13 protein-coding genes and 3 pseudogenes are annotated in these 14594 nt (G+C 62.4%); 10 read left to right on the top strand and 6 right to left on the bottom strand.

Annotated elements, in window-relative coordinates:
* Positions 1-155: 155 nt before the first annotated feature.
* The 4 genes and pseudogenes from IVB46_RS12195 (at position 156) to IVB46_RS12180 (ending at position 2316) form a co-directional block, all read left to right on the top strand.
* Complete coding sequence (locus tag IVB46_RS12195) at positions 156-575, top strand: hypothetical protein (RefSeq protein WP_247314859.1); 420 nt, start codon at positions 156-158, stop codon at positions 573-575.
* 20 nt (positions 576-595) lie between these two features.
* A pseudogene (locus tag IVB46_RS12190) lies at positions 596-856 on the top strand (efflux RND transporter permease subunit); the annotation flags it as partial.
* A 260-nt stretch (positions 857-1116) separates the two neighbouring features.
* The gene (locus IVB46_RS12185) at positions 1117-1623 is read left to right on the top strand and encodes a hypothetical protein (RefSeq protein WP_247314861.1); all 507 of its coding nucleotides are present in this window, start codon (positions 1117-1119) and stop codon (positions 1621-1623) included.
* Positions 1624-1704: 81 nt separating this feature from the next.
* Positions 1705-2316 carry a class I SAM-dependent methyltransferase gene (locus IVB46_RS12180; RefSeq protein WP_247314863.1) on the top strand — a complete coding sequence of 204 codons (612 nt, stop codon included), beginning with the start codon at positions 1705-1707 and terminating at the stop codon, positions 2314-2316.
* A gap of 99 nt (positions 2317-2415) precedes the next feature.
* Here IVB46_RS12180 and IVB46_RS12175 read toward each other — a convergent pair whose 3' ends face one another.
* A complete protein-coding gene (locus tag IVB46_RS12175) occupies positions 2416-2763 on the bottom strand; it encodes an ATP-binding protein (protein WP_247314865.1) in 348 nt (115 codons plus the stop codon).
* Entirely contained in the window at positions 2715-3527 is an 813-nt protein-coding gene (locus IVB46_RS12170; protein ID WP_247314867.1) for a histidine kinase dimerization/phosphoacceptor domain -containing protein, read from the bottom strand. The genes IVB46_RS12175 and IVB46_RS12170 overlap by 49 nt, the downstream gene beginning before the upstream one ends.
* A gap of 643 nt (positions 3528-4170) precedes the next feature.
* Between IVB46_RS12170 and IVB46_RS12165 the strand changes: the two genes are divergently transcribed.
* Positions 4171-4371, top strand: coding sequence for a hypothetical protein (locus IVB46_RS12165; RefSeq protein WP_247314869.1), 201 nt, complete (start codon positions 4171-4173; stop codon positions 4369-4371).
* Between the two features lie 18 nt (positions 4372-4389).
* Positions 4390-4794, top strand: a complete 405-nt coding sequence (locus tag IVB46_RS12160) for a hypothetical protein (RefSeq protein ID WP_247314870.1) — start codon at positions 4390-4392, stop codon at positions 4792-4794.
* A gap of 164 nt (positions 4795-4958) precedes the next feature.
* Here the strand turns inward: IVB46_RS12160 and IVB46_RS44765 are convergent, their stop codons facing one another.
* Positions 4959-5276 carry an adenylate/guanylate cyclase domain-containing protein gene (locus tag IVB46_RS44765; RefSeq protein WP_253075425.1) on the bottom strand — a complete coding sequence of 106 codons (318 nt, stop codon included), beginning with the start codon at positions 5274-5276 and terminating at the stop codon, positions 4959-4961.
* Between the two features lie 79 nt (positions 5277-5355).
* A pseudogene (locus tag IVB46_RS44760) lies at positions 5356-5484 on the bottom strand (hypothetical protein); the annotation flags it as partial.
* Between the two features lie 170 nt (positions 5485-5654).
* On the opposite strand from IVB46_RS44760, the pseudogene IVB46_RS12150 reads away from it, so the two are divergent.
* Positions 5655-5756 (top strand): annotated as a pseudogene (locus IVB46_RS12150) (thiaminase II); the annotation flags it as partial.
* Between the two features lie 257 nt (positions 5757-6013).
* On the opposite strand, the gene IVB46_RS12145 reads toward IVB46_RS12150, so the two are convergent.
* Together IVB46_RS12145 and IVB46_RS12140 are read right to left on the bottom strand one after the other, a co-directional pair.
* Entirely contained in the window at positions 6014-6274 is a 261-nt protein-coding gene (locus IVB46_RS12145) for a hypothetical protein (RefSeq protein ID WP_247314871.1), read from the bottom strand.
* 226 nt (positions 6275-6500) lie between these two features.
* Positions 6501-6692, bottom strand: a complete 192-nt coding sequence (locus IVB46_RS12140; protein WP_247314872.1) for a hypothetical protein — start codon at positions 6690-6692, stop codon at positions 6501-6503.
* A gap of 840 nt (positions 6693-7532) precedes the next feature.
* On the opposite strand from IVB46_RS12140, the gene IVB46_RS12135 reads away from it, so the two are divergent.
* The 3 genes from IVB46_RS12135 to IVB46_RS44865 all read left to right on the top strand — a co-directional run bounded on the left by IVB46_RS12135 (position 7533) and on the right by IVB46_RS44865 (position 14269).
* The gene (locus tag IVB46_RS12135) at positions 7533-8195 is read left to right on the top strand and encodes a response regulator transcription factor (protein ID WP_247314874.1); all 663 of its coding nucleotides are present in this window, start codon (positions 7533-7535) and stop codon (positions 8193-8195) included.
* Between the two features lie 57 nt (positions 8196-8252).
* Positions 8253-10022: an ATP-binding protein gene (locus IVB46_RS12130; RefSeq protein WP_247314875.1), complete on the top strand. Its 1770-nt coding sequence runs from the start codon at positions 8253-8255 to the stop codon at positions 10020-10022.
* Positions 10023-10315: 293 nt separating this feature from the next.
* A complete protein-coding gene (locus IVB46_RS44865; RefSeq protein WP_256468596.1) occupies positions 10316-14269 on the top strand; it encodes an autotransporter domain-containing protein in 3954 nt (1317 codons plus the stop codon).
* Positions 14270-14594: the final 325 nt, after the last annotated feature.

The raw sequence follows: 14594 nt of genomic DNA, 5'->3' as shown, positions 1-14594 counted from the left end.
AGTGTGCGACCCACATCCGATGGAACGGCCGCCGCCCGGACCGATTGATTTGTACGGAAGGGCCGCTCTCAAGGAGCGGTCATCCGTTCGGCACGATTTGAGCGCGCTGTGACTCCGGTGGACATCGCTGGCGGCAACGTCAAGGAGGAATAGCCATGAGCGACCAAGTGCGGCAGGCCATTCATCGGACGGCGCGGATGCTCGCCCTGTACCTCGTGCTCGGCGGATCCGGCCTGGGACTCCAAAACCAGGCGCTCGCAGGCTCCCGCTTCGACGGGACTTGGAATCTGGTCTTCGTCACCCAGCGCGGCGCTTGCGACTCGACCTACAATTTTACGGTCAATGTCGTGAATGGCAACGTCAGCCACCCGAACATCCTGACCTTCAGAGGCCGTGTGACGCCGTCCGGGGCCGTTCGCGCCTCGGTCAGAGTCGGACAGAAGTACGCATCGGGATCGGGCAGGCTGTCCGGAGCGTCGGGCAGAGGCATCTGGATGCGGTCGCGCGGACGGGTCGCGCTGTGCAGGCACTTGGACCGCGCAGAGGAATTGATCCGACGCTCCGGACAGCCTTGAGCTCGACTAATGTTCGTGGAATGACGGTGGTCGCCATCGTGGCCGGCCTGCTGCCGATCATGTGGAGCACCGGCACCGGATCCGAGATCATGCAGCGCATCGCGGTGCCGATGATCGGCGGCATGACCTCCTCGACGCTGCTGACGCTGATCGTGATCCCAGCGATCTTCGGGCTGATCAAGGGCGTCGGTCTGCCGCCCGAGTCGCCCGCGGAAGTTGTGCCTCTGCCGCCGATCAGGTCCACACGGCGTCGGGAGCCGATTCCCGAGCGAGCCGAATGAGGTGAACCATGATGAACGACATGACGTCAGGAATGATGGGAGGAATGGGGCTCACGTTCGCCCTGGTCGTCATCGTTCTGGTCTTGGCGGCTGCGGCGCTGATCAAATATCTCTCCAAGGGAGATTGAGGATGCGTCGTCCCGTTCTTGCAGCATTGGCTGCCACCCACACCTGTTCTCGCGGAGCAGGATGCGGCCGCGCGAGGCGAACGGGATTTCCGGGCCTGTATGCCCTGTCACTCCCTCGAGCCGGATCGGAACATGACCGGCCCCAGCCTCGCAGGCGTGTGGGGCCGCAAGGCGGGTAGCCTGCAAAGCTTGGAGCGCTACTCCGACGCGCTCAAGTCGTCCGGAATCATTTGGGACGACCGCTCCCTTGACGCCTGGCTGACTGACCCGGATCGCATGGTGCCGGGCAACGAAATGCCTTTCAATGGCATCAAGGATGGCCGCGCCCGTGCCGATCTGCTCGCGTTCCTTAAGGAAGCCACGAAACCCGGCGGCCCGGCCCAGCGGAATGCCCAGGCTCCGATGGGCAGTATGGGAGGCATGATGGGCGGAATGATGGGTGGGGGCGGCCGCGATCCCAACTTGAAAAGTCTCGATCCGAACATGCAGGTTAAGGCGATCACCTACTGCCACGACACCTATCGCGTCACCACCGCGGACGGCAAAACGCGCGCATTCTGGGAACGCAATCTTCGCATGAAGACGGATTCCGGCAAAGATGGCCCGCAAAGCGGCGCGCCTGCGCTCGTGCGGGAATGATGGGCGACCGCGCCGATGTGATTTTTGCCGCGCCCGCCGAGATCAGCAAGACAATCGAACCGCACTGCTAGGAGATTCCCAATGGGCTTCTACAACGACGTCATTTTGCCGCGGCTCTGCGATCTTGCGATGCGGAACAAGGATCTACTGCCCTACCGCGAGCGGGCGATCCGTGCGGCACGGGGCCGGGTGCTCGAGATCGGCATCGGATCTGGCCGCAATCTCCCCTTCTACGGGCCGGCCGTGAAGCAAGTCGTGGGGCTCGAACCCGGTCCGAAGCTCCTCGAGATGGCGCGCCACGCCCGACAGCCGGATATTCCCGTCGAATTCGTCGAAGCTTCGGCCGAGGCGATTCCGATAGAGGACCGCAGCATGGATACCGTTGTGACGACCTGGACTATGTGCAGCATCCCGGATATCGACCGCGCTCTCGCGGAGGCCCGCCGGGTGCTGACGCCGGGCGGCAAGTTGGTCTTCGTCGAGCACGGCCGCGCGCCCGAACCGCGCGTGCGGTGGTGGCAAGATCGCCTGACGCCCGCATGGAGGCGCATCTCAGGCGGTTGTCATCTCAATCGAGACATTGCTGACGTGCTTCGCAGAAACGGCTTTGATATCGAAGTGATGCACACCGGTTACATGAATGGACCGAAACCTATGACCTTCATGTATGAGGGCCAGGCGAGCCCTCGTTGATGCCGCCATCGATTCGGGCAAATGGCGTCCCCAAGCCCGCCGAACTTTCAGTTGTTCTCGCTGGCGGACGATCCCGACGGACTCTGGGTCGCGCCAACATTAGGAAGGATTTCGCGCCACGAGCTTTCGATCGACATTCATCGTCACCCGAACGCCCCGGCCGGGCGCGGACTCGACATTGAAGTCCGTTTTCGCATTTTCCTTCAACGTTTGAACAATAAGTGCGCCGATCTTTCCCGGAACCGGCCAGCAAATGCCTTCCGGCAATCCAACTCCATCGTCCGCGACGAAGACGCGATACCGGTTGTCGCTCCGGCGCAGACATTCGATCGTGATCACGCCCTGTTCGCGACCATCGAATGCACGTTTGAAGGAGTTGGTCAGGATTTCATTTACAACTAGTCCGACCGACAGCGCGGTGTTGACGGAGACAGGCGCATATTCCATTTTCTGCTCGAGCCTAATTCCTCGACGGCGCAGGTGTTCATGACCGCGGCGGCGATCTGGCTCAAGTAGTGGCCGAGGTCGATCTCATCGCCGGCGCCGTCGTTCGAAAGCGTCTGGTAAAGCAGATGCAAGGACTCGATGCGACCGGCAAGCGTCTGCAGGTTGACCTTTTCGCCCCGTCTTTCGTTGCGGGCCTCGAGCCGCATCAGCGCGACGATCAGTTGAAGATTGTTCTTCACGCGGTGCTGCAGTTCCCGGAGCAGGATATCCTTGTCGCGAATCTGCCGTGCGTACTCCTCCCGTTCCGCGCGCGCCCTGTCGGTTATGTCGATCAGCGCGGCGATGCGATAATTCTCGGTCCCGTCCTCGTTTTGAATGAGACCGGAGAACGCTTCGACGACAAGCGCCCTTGGGTGCTCCGCCCGGAAGGTGCCGAGAAACTCTTCTTCGCTTTTCAGCACGGACAGATCCAGCGTGACGTTTGAATCGTTTTCGTCCCTGAACCCAGCCAGAATCGACCAGCCCTTGCCGCGGCAATCGTTCACGTTCTGGCCGATTAGAGTTTCAAATGCTTTGTTCGCGTAACAGATGCGCTGATCGCCGCGAAAGAACTTCGACACCACGATGGCAATGGGGATGCAATCGAGGAACTGCTTGAACTCTTCCGTCTCGAGCGCCCTCGAGAGTTCCGCCGAGTCGAAGAGATCGTTGATCTGCTGCGCCGTGGTTTCCGATGGCTCTGGATCGGGTTGCTCGGATGACATGATCGGTCCCTTTCTTCAGCCCCATGGCGCTGCTGAGGCGGCGGCACTATGGCCAGCATCTTTACCGGCGCCGGTGGGAAACGGCCAATGATGGCACAGGTGAGGGACCGGCGTCGCCTGCGTAATCGGGAACGGAAAGTCATCCCCTCGACGACCGGAATGACCGAACGACTCATGCACGAAAGCAACAATGGCGACGTTTGGGCGCGCGCGTGCGATCTGGCCTCGAGGCCATCCGACGTGAAACACCAGGCCGTTAGCGAGCGGTCCGCCGCGAACGGAGCCGAGGAGCAGGGCTCGTATACCATTGCCGCTCGGTCGCACTGAGTGGCCGGCCTGCGCGCCAGCCCCGGTGGCTGCGAAGTCGAACAGAGGGTGCTCCGCCGGTGGCCGCCCCACCGCGCTTCACGAGCTTTCGATTGCGCTCTCCCGGAGGTTGCGCTGAATGAGAGCAATATTGCGAACCGGTTTTCAGCGCAGGTCCGCCGGTAGAGACGACCTTGTCCTCCGTGGTTTCGGGACTGGGTCGCCTGTCTTTGGGGGAATTGGGGCAGCTACTCTGACCGCTCACCTTGTTCAAGATTCCGAATCCCAAAATCGAAAAATTGCGCTAGGATCGGGGTTTCCCGCATAGGGGCATTTCATGTTCGACACCTCCACCACCGCGCTTTTGCGCGCGGTTCTCGACGAAGTCTGCGAGAGCGTTTCGCGCCGCGAGATCGGAGCGCGCACCCACGTCGCCACGAAGATACTGGAAGCCGCCGCCCGCGGAGAGGTGTCGCCCGAAACTCTCAAGCAGGTCGGGCGTCAAGCTCTCTCGCAAGCCCCGACCATGTGGCGCTGACCGGGCGAGGAGGCGGGGGTGAATTTTCAGGTCACGGTGCTGAAGATCCTGGTGAGCTACCCGGATGGATTTGCCGTGATGGCCGACCTCAAGCGCGACATGGCGATCCTGGCGACCAGCGGTCGGGACTGGGCCGACCGCACCAAGCGGCTGGCGGCGCGCGTGCCGGACCTGGACATCTTTTCGCAAGGCCTCGTCGCGCGCGAGAGTGGCGGCTGGAAGATCACTGCCGAGGGGCGGACGGTGCTGGAACTCATGGAGGCGCGCCCGGTCGCCGACCTGGCGATAGAGGCGGTACCGGCCGTAGATGCGCCGTTGCCGCCGCTGCCGCAGCCGGCCGAGCGGGCGAAGCGCCGTCGCGAACGTCGCGAGCGTGCGCGCGAGGCGCGTGAACGGGCCCGGGCGAACGCTTCCTCTGCGTAATGGCGCCCTGCAGACGTTCCTGGATCGAAGCCGTAGGTCATTGCGGCGAGAGAGCGACGCGAGCCATCGCGACTTAACGCAGCGCGCATCGTGCTCTTGTACTCTCGCAACAGGTTCTTCCGTGAGAACCGTCGGCCTTCGCCTCGCCGCATTGCTGCGATCGCTTATGTCGGCATGGGACTGATTGTCATGCGATGGACTTCCATCTTTTGACCGATGCCCTTCAGGTTTTCGTAGTTGCGCGACACCGAGCTTGATTTGACGATATCACCCACGCCTGGCGCCTCCATCACCGTTGCACTGATGCAAACTTCGTCGACTTCTGCGAGACCTTGCACGCGTGCGGCGATATTCACGTCCTGTCCGAAATAGTCGATCCGGTCGTTGAGCGTCACCGCAATCGCCCGCCCCCTGTGGACACCGACCTTGAGGCCCAGCGGTCGCGAAGCAGTCCGGTTGAATCGCGACAGCTCTTCGATCATCTCGATGGAGGGCGCACACCGCGTCCTGGGGACGCTCGAACCCGGCCATGACCGCGTCGCCAATCGTCTTGATAATGGTGCCGGATCGCTCACTGATGATCCTGTTCAAGATCTCGAAGTGTTGGCGAACCAAGAAATACGCGTTCACATCACCAACGCTTTCATACAGCGGGGTCGACTGCTTCAGATCGGTGAACAGAAAAGTCATGTCTGAGACTTTGATGCTCTCGCCCTCATCCACCAGCTGCGCCTTGTAGAGTTCGCGGAAGCTCGGGGTGAGCAGCAACCGCTTGCCCGAAAAAAACGGTTCATATTCGACCAGATGGGGCGCGAAACCGAAGGGATACTGGACGAACCAGAAGCGGCCGCGATCGCCGGCCGGCCCGCGAGGCAGAGTTGATTGCGATCTTCAAGGAAGCCACCCGACTCGAGGCAGACTTCTGGGAGATGGGCTGGCGCGCGGGCCAGCGTGTCGAATAGCCCCTTTGGTAGTTGTCAGGCTCATAACCTGAAGGTCATAGGTTCAGATCCTATCCCCGCAACCAAGATTGATACTGAAAACCCAGCAACCTCAATGGATTGCTGGGTTTTTGTTTTTAAGATCGAACCGTTGCCCTAGCAAAATCAATGACTTGCTTTCGTATGTTCAAATCACCCGCAACCAGTTGCGGAATGCATAAGCGCGTCGGGCAAACAGCGACGATTGCGTATTCCTTGATGTTGGGGAGGAGGACGGATCATTGACGCGCAATCCGATCATCCTTGTCGTCGAACAGTGTGAGGGAGGCGAGGCCGCACAGTCCCGGCCGGCCCATGGGGCGTGAATAGAAGTCTCGCGCGGCCTGCCGCGCGAGTATCCTGACCAAGGCGACAAGGCGTGGGTCGGGCTTCGATGAGGTGGGCAACGCAAGCTCGTTGGGCGCCTTGAAGCCCACACCGATCGCTTTGGGTGCTGTTTTTCCGGGTCTTTCGATTGCGTGCCCGAACACTGCGCGCATGATTGCGTCCTCCGTGGCCACCCCGCATTCATCCGAAGAGCGCGGTCGCGTGGACTGGCGTCAGCTCCGTCGGAACGTTCATCCACGGCAGTTTGACGTTCTACAGAGTCCGGTTTGCGCCAAGTGCAGCAGCCAACAAGAACGAAATGACCAATGCCCTGCCCGCAGGAGCATCGGTCACTGTAAAGGCCCGGCAAGTTCCAACCGATCCCGCCGTTGCTCAAAGTCAGATGGTCGGACTGACCTGAGCAGAACTCATCGTTGCGTACGGCCAGCCACCGCCCGACACTTTGTCCAGGGAGCTGTCGACGAGCGCATCCTTGTCAGGCGCCATCGAGATCTGGGATGCATTGTTCTGAGCCGTGTCCTTGAGAGCTTCGGCTTCACCTTTTGAATTCGTATCCTGCGTGTCGGTCATCTCAATCTCCAAATTCATCAATGCAAGTGTTGTATTCGACGTTGTAGCTGCTCGCTAACCCCCTGGGCCGTTGACCGAGTAGGAGGCTCGCGCTGCTGAACTGAACGGCCAAGAGCCGCCTGACACATCGTCCAGGGAGCTATCGCTCAGCCCATCTGCCGTCGTCGAGATCTGGGATGCGTTGTTCTGAGCGGCGTCCTTGCTGCTCCCGAGAGGCTCCGCCGTCGCCGTTGAATTCGCATCCTGCCCATTGGTCATCTTCAATCTCCACTTTGATCTATGTTGATCAGTCAAACCCGACGTCGGAACCCTGCGCTCGGTGAATTTCGGGGATATGGCGGTCCGAAGGGACCGCGGTCTCTGAGCTGTGTGCTCAAAAACCAATCATGTCCGCTTCCCAGGAATGGAGCGAAGCGGACATGCCAAACCAGGCCATCATGCCCGGAACGTCACCACGCCCCGTGGGTGGGAGGCACGCGACCGCCGGACACATCGTCCAGCGAGCTGTCGTTGAGTGCATCCTTTTCAGACGTCGAGATTTGGGGTGCCTTGTTCTGAGCGGCATCCTTGAGGCTCTCGGTCGATTCGGCCGGCGCTTTCGAATTTGTGTCCTGCCTATTGGTCATATTCAATCTCCACTTTCATCAAAGCTGATCGGTTAAACCCGACGCGGCAATCTTAAGGTGAGCAACCGCAGCGAGATTACCGAAGCGACCACGTGCAAAAAATACGGCAGGTGGCGTATTTCGCATTAAAGTGATCTGGCAAATAGATTTGTGGATCCAAATCCTGGCTTGGCGTTGATTGAGATCTTAAGGCCGTTATGGGCGGGTGCGATACATGGGTGGACTGGTGAGGACGATCATTGCTGACGATCACGCCGTCGTTCGGGAAGGCCTGAAGCAGCTTCTGTCGACCGTGGACGGGCTTGCAGTCAGTGGAGAGGCGGCGGACGGTGAAGCCGTTCACCGGTTGCTGAACGAAAGCTCCGCCGATCTTCTCATACTCGATCTCGGCATGCCCGGTGTGAGCGGATTTCAGTTCATCGCCAACCTGAAAGCCGAATGGCCGGAGCTGCGCGTTCTGGTCCTCACCGCCAATGTTGAACCACGTTCCGTCCGGGCCGCTATCTCCGCAGGCGCGAATGGCTATTTGACCAAGAGCGGCGATCCTTCCGAACTCATCTCTGCCATCGATGCCATCAAAAGAGGCAATGCCTATGTGGCGGAGGAGGTTCGCTTTGCGGTGGACCAGCATGACGGCCCGAATGAAACCCCGGAGCCCACGGCTGCGATAATGTCTCCGGTCGCGCTGACAAGGCGCGAGCGGCAAATCCTGGGGATGATCCCTCACGGCGCAACCAACCGCGACATCGCCAGCCGTCTCGGCATCAGCCCGCTGACCGCCCGGAAACATCGCGAGAATCTCATGCGGAAGCTCGATCTGCACAGCGGCGCCGAATTGACTGCCTACGCGGTTCGTCTCGGCCTTCCAGCGGGCTAGCGCAACGGCAACTCGCAAACGAAGCCGCCGCATCTGCCGGCGCGCGGAGAGGTTTCGATGCAAGAAGACAAGATACGCGCGGCGCTCGTCGAGCTTTTGTATCGCAATTCCTATGGGGTGGTGGTCGCCAACATCCTCATCTCCCTGGCGGCGGCGTACGTCCTGAGGAGCACGGTATCGGCGAGCTGGTTGATCGGATGGCTCAGTGCAGTGTATCTGCTCACCGCCACACGCGTCCTGGCCGCGCGCCGGTTCTTCAGCCGAGATCGAGAGCCTGGGTCCGTGTTGCGATGGGCCTGGCTTGCGGCTGCGTTTTCCTGCGTGTCAGGCCTGCTGTGGGGAATGCTCGGCTGGGTTGGGTTCCTTCCCCAGGAGCCTGTTCTTTTTTCATTCACCGTCATTGTCTTGACCGGTCTGATCTGCGGCACGGTGCCGTCGCTCTCGGCGTTTCCGCCTGCTCTCGTCGGCTCGATCATCGCTACGGTGCTGCCGATCACGGTGCGCTCGATCACCAATGGAGGTGACATCTCCGGCGCATATCTCTCTTTGCTTGCCGGGCTTGTGACCATCAATTTCTATTACTGCCGCACAACGTACCGCATGCTGCGCGAGTCCATCAGGTTGCGCCTGGAAAATGTCGAGCTCGTCGGTCACCTTGAGGAAGAACGCGACCGCGCACAAGCCGCTGATCGTGCCAAAACGCGTTTCCTTGCGGCCGCCAGTCATGACCTGCGCCAGCCGATCCATGCCTTGAGTCTGCTGATCGCCACGCTCGCGGCGCTGGGTCACCGCGGCGCTGTCCAATCCGGCGATGCACGCGATCTGGCCGGCAAGGCAAAATCCATTGTCGGCAACCTCAGCGCCCTTCTGAATGGGTTGCTCGACATCTCCCGGCTTGATGCCGGCGTCGTCACTGTTGCGAGGGAGACGGTGAATCTGTCCCAACTGTTCGACCATCTCAGCAACGAATTCGCTTCAGTGGCGAAGGATCGCGGCCTTGATTGGCGCGTTGTTGAAAGCAGTCTGAAGGTGGACAGCGATCCCATGATGCTGAAGCGGGTCCTGGGCAATCTGCTGTCGAACGCCTTTCGATACACGGGATCCGGCGGCGTTCTGCTCGGCTGCCGCAGGCGCGGCGCTGCGGTGGAAATCCAGATATGGGATACCGGACCCGGCATCCCCGCAGATCAGCAAGCAATGGTCTTCGAGGAGTTCGTGCAATTGCAGAACCCGGCGAGGGATCGCACGCTAGGCCTTGGCCTCGGCCTCGCCATCGTTCGCCGCACCGCCTTGCTGCTTCAACATCCCCTGAAGCTCGTCTCCGTCACCGGGCGCGGTTCGATGTTTTCGGTGACGGTTCCGCAAGCCAGTGCGGTGGCAACTCCTTTGCCCGATAACAAGGCATCGCCCGCAGGCATCGCCGTCAGCATCATGGTTGTGGAAGACGAAGGGGATGTCCTCGATACCATGGTGCAGTTGCTCACGCTCCAGGGGCATCGCGTGTATGGCGGCCGATCTGCCGCCGAGGTGCAACAGATTCATGCAGCGGCGATGGTGGCCGGCGATGCGCCGGTCGATCTGATCATCGCCGACTATCGCCTCGGAGACGGTGCTACGGGGCTGGATGCGATCGAGGCTCTCTGCGCCCATCTCGGCCGCGCGGTCCCCGCCGTCATCGTGACCGGAGATACCTCGCCGTCGCGCATCCGGGAAGCCACCGCCGGCGGTCATCGCATTCTGCACAAGCCGGTCACCGGCGAGGAATTGCACGAAGCGATCGTTGCCGCCTGCGTCGGCGGCAAGGAATCGATCGATAGTGGTCGCTAGAAGGATGTGTGACTGCCCCGAGCTTGGCGATCGTCCCGCCACGGCTGCGATTGTGTCTCGGCGCTGATCTCCACGCCACCATCTGCTGGGCGGGCCCTTCGACATTGGCCTGCCTGCCGGCGACGAAATACGACATCTGCCGTATCGCTCGTGAATCGACCCGGCGATATCTTTCGCCCCGACTGGACGCGCTTGGACAGCAGCCGGTTGGTCAGCTTGACCGGCGCGGCCTCCGATTGGCGCGCTCACATCTCTGTTTGGAAGCGCAGTTGGGTCTGCGGGCTGGAAAAGAATTGCCAACAAGAACCACTTCCGACCCGAAAGTGCGCCGGCGCGGCTTGCTCGCAAGCACCGCACTTGTCGGCGCGATCGTCTCCACCTCCCTCGTTGTTGGCGTCGTCTCCACCTTCGCCGCGGGTGGCGATGGCGGCGGCAATGCCGGATCGGGTGGCGCAGACAGCACGACGACCGCGGGTGGCAACGGTGCACCGGGGGTGGCGGCGGGACAGGGCGGTGGCGGCGGCGGCGCCGGCAGGGGGCCCGGACTTTTCGGCGCCGGCACTGGTGGCGGCGTTGGCGGAACAGGCGACAATGGCGCCGCGGGTGGCGCCGCGGGCAGCGATACGACAGCGGGCAGCGATGGCAGCGCCGGCGTGGCGGCCGGCGATGGCGGCGGCGGTGGCGGTGGCGGCGGCGCGGGGAATGCGCTCGTCACCGGAAGCGGCAGTACGATTGGTAATTTTACTGCGAGCGCGGGTGGCAAGGGCGGCGACGGAAACGGCTCTGGCGGCGGCGGCGGAGGAGGCGCCGGCGGTGCTGTCTTCATTATATCCGGCTCGGGCTCGATAAGTGTCTCTGCCTTCTCTCAGAGCCTGGGAGGCGCGGGTGGCGCGGGTGGCGCAAGTGCGGCGGGGCTGGGCGGTTCGGGCGGCTCTGGCGGTGCAGGCTTTATCCTGTCGACCAGCACCGTGGCGCTGGCCGCGGCTTCCCTTGTCGGCGGCGGCGCAGGTGGCGCGGGCGGTGTTGGCGGCACGGGGACAGGCGCTGGAGGCGCCGGTGGAGCCGGCATTTGGGCCGGTTCCACAACCATCAACAATTTCGGTGGCACGATTACCGGCGGCAATGGCGGTGCGGGCTCGACCAACGGTGCCGGTGGCGCAGGCATCATCGGCTCCGACCTGACGATCACCAACACCGGAACCATCGCGGGCGGACTTGCCGGCGACAGCGTGACGCGGGCCAACGCCATCACCTTCACCGGCGGCACCAATACGCTGGAGCTGCGGGCGGGATCGACCATCACCGGCAATGCGGTGGCGTTCAGCAGTGCCGACACGTTGCGGCTCGGCGGCAGCACGAATGCGACGTTTGACGTGTCTACGATGGGCGCGGCAGCACAGTATCGCGGCTTCGGCATTTTCGCGAAAGCCGGCACCAGCACCTGGACGCTGACCGGCACGAGCGCCTTTAGCGGCACGACCCTCGTCAGTGCCGGGACGCTGCTGGCCGGCAATGCCGGCGCGTTCAGCGCCACCAGCGCGATGACGATCAATGGCGGCATCGTCGATCTCGGCGGGACTGCGCAGACCATCAACAATGTGGCGCTGGCGGGCGGCGTGTTGAGCAACGGCGCGTTGACCGGCGCGGTGACCTCGACCGGCGGCACGCTGAGCCACGTCGGCGGCAGCATGAGCCTGACGGCGAACGGGGGTGTCACCAATATCATCACCCTCAACACGTATACCGGCGCGACCACGGTGAACAACGGCGCAACCTTGCTTGGCGCCAGCCCCGATGCGTTCAGCGCCGCCAGCGTGACGACGATCAACACCGGCGGCACGGTTGATCTCGGCGGTTTTGCGCAGACCATCAACAATGTGGCGCTGGCAGGCGGCCGACTAAGCAACGGCTCCTTGACCGGCGCGGTGATCTCGATCGACGGCGATCTGGTCGATGTCGGCGGCGGCATGAGCCTGACGACGAACAGCGGCACCACCACCCTTGGCGGCACCAACACCTATACCGGCGCCACCACGGTCAACAACGGCGCGACCCTGACGGGCTCCGGTATCAACGCCTTCAGCGCCGTCAGTACGACGACGATCGGCATCGGCGGCGTCGTCAACCTCAACGGCTTTTTGCAGACGATCAATACGGTGGTGCTGGCGGGCGGCCGGCTGGGCAACGGCGCGCTGACCGGCGCGGTAACCTCGACCGGTGGCACCATCGCCAGCGTTGGGGGCAGCATGAACCTGACCGCGAATGGCGGCACCACCATCTTCCTGGTCGGCAACGCCTATACCGGGGCCACCACGGTCAACGACGGTGCCACCCTGTTCAGCGTTGTCGACAATGCGTTCAGCACCGCCAGCACGATGACGATCAACACCGGCGGCACCGTCAATCTCGGCGGCACCGCGCAGACGATCAACGCGGTGGAGCTGGCGGGTGGAACGCTCAAGAGTGGCTTGTTGAACGGCGCGGTGACCTCGACCGGAGGCACGCTCGACGGCCTCCGCGGCGGCATGAGCCTGACGACGAATGGCGGCACCACCACCGTCACCGGCCCCAATGCCTATACCGGTCCCACCACCGTGAATAGCGGCTTGTTGTCGGTCAACGGGTCGATCGTCAGCGACGTGACCGTCAATGCCGGCGGAACGCTCGGCGGCAACGGCACTGTCGGCAACACCACCATTAACGGCGGCGCGTTGGCGCCGGGCAATTCGATCGGCTTGCTCACCGTGCAAGGCAACCTCGTCTTCACCGCGGCTGCGAGCTACATGGTGGAGGTTTCGCCCGTCAGCGCCGACCGCACCAACGTCACGGGTGCGGCGACGCTTGGCGGCGCGACGGTGAACGCGAGCTTTGCGCCGGGCACTTACGTCGCCAAGCAATACACGATCCTCAATGCGGCAGGCGGCGTGAACGGCACATTTTCATCGCTGGTCAACACCGATCTGCCGTCGGGCTTTACTTCAAGCCTCAGCTACGATGCCCATGATGCCCATAACGTGTATCTCAACCTCGTGCTCGCCTTCATTCCGCCGCCGGGTACGGGGCTGAACGCCAACCAGCAGAATGTCGGCAATGCCCTCGTCAATTCTTTCAACAGCACTGGCGGCATTCCGATCGTGTTCGGGGCGCTGACGCCGGCAGGGCTGACGCAGCTTTCCGGCGAAGCCGGCACCGCGCCGCAGCAGACCACCTTCAATGCGATGAACCAGTTTATGGGCGTGATGACCGATCCGTTCGTCGCTGGACGCGGCGACGGCGTCCCGGTCGGCGGGACGGCTGTCGGTTACGCCGATCAGGGAGCCTTGGCGTATGCGCAAACCCGCAAGCCAAGTGACGCCTTGGCTGCGATCTACACCAAGGCGCCGCCGCGCGCGCCTACGTTCGAACAGCGCTGGAGCGTGTGGGCGGCGGGCTTTGGCGGGTCGCAGACCACCGACGGCAATGTGGCTCTCGGCTCGAACAACACCACAAGCAGCATCTATGGCACGGCGGTCGGCGCCGACTACCGTTTCTCGCCGGATACGCTCGTCGGTTTTGCGCTCGCCGGCGGCGGCACCAATTTCTCGGTTGCAAATAATCTCGGCGGCGGTCGCTCCGACCTGTTCCAGGCCGGTGCGTTCATTCGGCACAATATGGGTGCGGCTTATCTGACCGGTGCGCTTGCCTATGGCTGGCAGGACATCACCACGGATCGCACGGTGACAGTTGCCGGCGTTGACCGGCTGCGCGCCGAGTTCAGGGCCAATGCCTGGTCAGGCCGGCTCGAAGGCGGTTACCGCTTCGTGGCGCTAGGTTTTGGGCTCACGCCTTATGCCGCTGGACAGTTTACGACCGTCGACCTGCCAGCTTACGCTGAAGCGGCCATCGTCGGTAGCAACATCTTTGCGCTGACCTACAATTCGAAGAGCGTCACCGATAGCCGCAGCGAACTCGGCCTGCGCGCTGACAAATCCTTTGCGATGCAGGCCGGCATCTTGACGCTGCGCGGGCGCACGGCGTGGGCGCACGATTTCAACGCGGACCGTTCGATCGCGGCCACCTTCCAGACGTTGCCCGGCGCGAGCTTCGTCGTCAGCGGCGCGGCGCAAGCGTCCGACTCTGCGCTTGCCACCGGCGCCGTCGAGATGAAATGGCTGAGTGGCTGGTCGACAGCGACGACATTCGAGGGAGAGTTCTCCAACGTCACGCGCTCCTACGCCGGAAAAGTTGTCGCGCGATACCAATGGTGACCATCTGCGTATCGTTTGTGGGCATCCGGGGACCGCGCAACGGGCCGCCTACAAAAAGGAAATTTGGACATGGCAATTACCGATAGCTCCCACACCCGGCGACCATCGCCACCTCTCAAGGCGTGGACAATCGCCGTCCTGGCTGGCTTCGGCATTTTACACGTCGTCGGGGGATACGTGCTGCATCACGCGTCGAGTATTCGGCCCATCGAAATGGCAGCAACGGCGATCCACGGCGATTAGTTGGATTGGTCGTTGTCGCTCGAGTGAGTTCAGGCGACCTCATGTTGTCCTGCCATTTGACGACGATCACCATTTTTGAGGA

The sequence above is a fragment of the Bradyrhizobium sp. 61 genome, assembly GCF_023073075.1.
Lineage (GTDB): Bacteria > Pseudomonadota > Alphaproteobacteria > Rhizobiales > Xanthobacteraceae > Bradyrhizobium > Bradyrhizobium barranii.
Note: the sequence above shows the minus strand (reverse complement) of the source record. Positions and strands in the feature narration are given on the sequence as shown.

What these genes read in the sequence shown, in the direction of transcription:
- IVB46_RS12195 (WP_247314859.1), top strand. Translation starts at nt 156, where the DNA reads ATGAGCGACCAAGTGCGGCAGGCCATTCATCGGACGGCGCGGATGCTC.
- IVB46_RS12185 (WP_247314861.1), top strand. Translation starts at nt 1,117, where the DNA reads ATGACCGGCCCCAGCCTCGCAGGCGTGTGGGGCCGCAAGGCGGGTAGC.
- IVB46_RS12180 (WP_247314863.1), top strand. Translation starts at nt 1,705, where the DNA reads ATGGGCTTCTACAACGACGTCATTTTGCCGCGGCTCTGCGATCTTGCG.
- IVB46_RS12175 (WP_247314865.1), bottom strand. Translation starts at nt 2,763, where the DNA reads ATGGAATATGCGCCTGTCTCCGTCAACACCGCGCTGTCGGTCGGACTA.
- IVB46_RS12170 (WP_247314867.1), bottom strand. Translation starts at nt 3,527, where the DNA reads ATGTCATCCGAGCAACCCGATCCAGAGCCATCGGAAACCACGGCGCAG.
- IVB46_RS12165 (WP_247314869.1), top strand. Translation starts at nt 4,171, where the DNA reads ATGTTCGACACCTCCACCACCGCGCTTTTGCGCGCGGTTCTCGACGAA.
- IVB46_RS44765 (WP_253075425.1), bottom strand. Translation starts at nt 5,276, where the DNA reads ATGATCGAAGAGCTGTCGCGATTCAACCGGACTGCTTCGCGACCGCTG.
- IVB46_RS12145 (WP_247314871.1), bottom strand. Translation starts at nt 6,274, where the DNA reads ATGCGCGCAGTGTTCGGGCACGCAATCGAAAGACCCGGAAAAACAGCA.
- IVB46_RS12140 (WP_247314872.1), bottom strand. Translation starts at nt 6,692, where the DNA reads ATGACCGACACGCAGGATACGAATTCAAAAGGTGAAGCCGAAGCTCTC.
- IVB46_RS12135 (WP_247314874.1), top strand. Translation starts at nt 7,533, where the DNA reads ATGGGTGGACTGGTGAGGACGATCATTGCTGACGATCACGCCGTCGTT.
- IVB46_RS12130 (WP_247314875.1), top strand. Translation starts at nt 8,253, where the DNA reads ATGCAAGAAGACAAGATACGCGCGGCGCTCGTCGAGCTTTTGTATCGC.